This is a genomic window from Streptococcus sp. M334, from assembly GCF_000187745.1.
Lineage (GTDB): Bacteria > Bacillota > Bacilli > Lactobacillales > Streptococcaceae > Streptococcus.
This window is the reverse complement of record NZ_GL732505.1, coordinates 1-811: the sequence shown is the minus strand read 5'-3', so window position 1 is coordinate 811 and position 811 is coordinate 1. Positions and strand designations below refer to the sequence as shown.

The window sequence follows — 811 nt, the reverse complement described above, 5'->3', positions numbered from 1 at the left end:
CTGGAGTGTTATCTTTATATTCAAATGTTGTTCCAGTTGGGAAATCATTTGGATTAATGTTTTCTTTTGGATCTGGCTGTTTCTTAGCTGGATCTACTGGTACATATTTAGGATAGCTTTCCACTACACGTACTGTAGATGGTACTTCAACAAGTACCTTATCCCCTTGTTTCACAACAACAGTAACTTTCTTATCCCCTGGTGTAGATGTATCTACTTCTTCTTTATACTCAAATGTCGCATCATCTGGGTAATCATTCGGATCAATACTATCTTCAGGAGATGGCTGTTTCTTACCTTCATCCACTGGAACGATTTGTGGATTTCCTTGTACGACCTTCACTTTTGTTGGTACTTCTACAAGTTTATCTTCGCCATCTTTCGCAACAACAACCACATCTTTTTCACCTGGTGTAGTTGTGTCTACTGGTGTCTTGTACTCAAATGTTGTGCCATCTGGATATTGTTCTGGATCAATGCTCTTAGAAGCATCTGGTTGTGGTTTGCTTGGGTCTGCTACTACGTATTGTGTCTTAGGATCTACTACGACTACTTTTGCAGGAACTTCTGCAATCGGTTGACCATTTAGCTTAGCTACAACTGTCACATCTTTTTCACCTGCAGTTGTTGTATCTACTGGAGTGTTATCTTTATATTCAAATGTTGTTCCAGTTGGGAAATCATTTGGATTAATGTTTTCTTTTGGATCTGGCTGTTTCTTAGCTGGATCTACTGGTACATATTTAGGATAGCTTTCCACTACACGTACTGTAGATGGTACTTCAACAAGTACCTTATCCCCTTGTTTCAC

Annotated in this window: 1 protein-coding gene; it reads right to left on the bottom strand. The window is 39.1% G+C overall.

The genetic code is table 11. The annotated features are described in order from the left end of the window. Positions 1-811, bottom strand: an 811-nt coding sequence (locus HMPREF0851_RS16360) for a Rib/alpha-like domain-containing protein (protein WP_000322392.1), incomplete at both ends; no start/stop codon positions are given.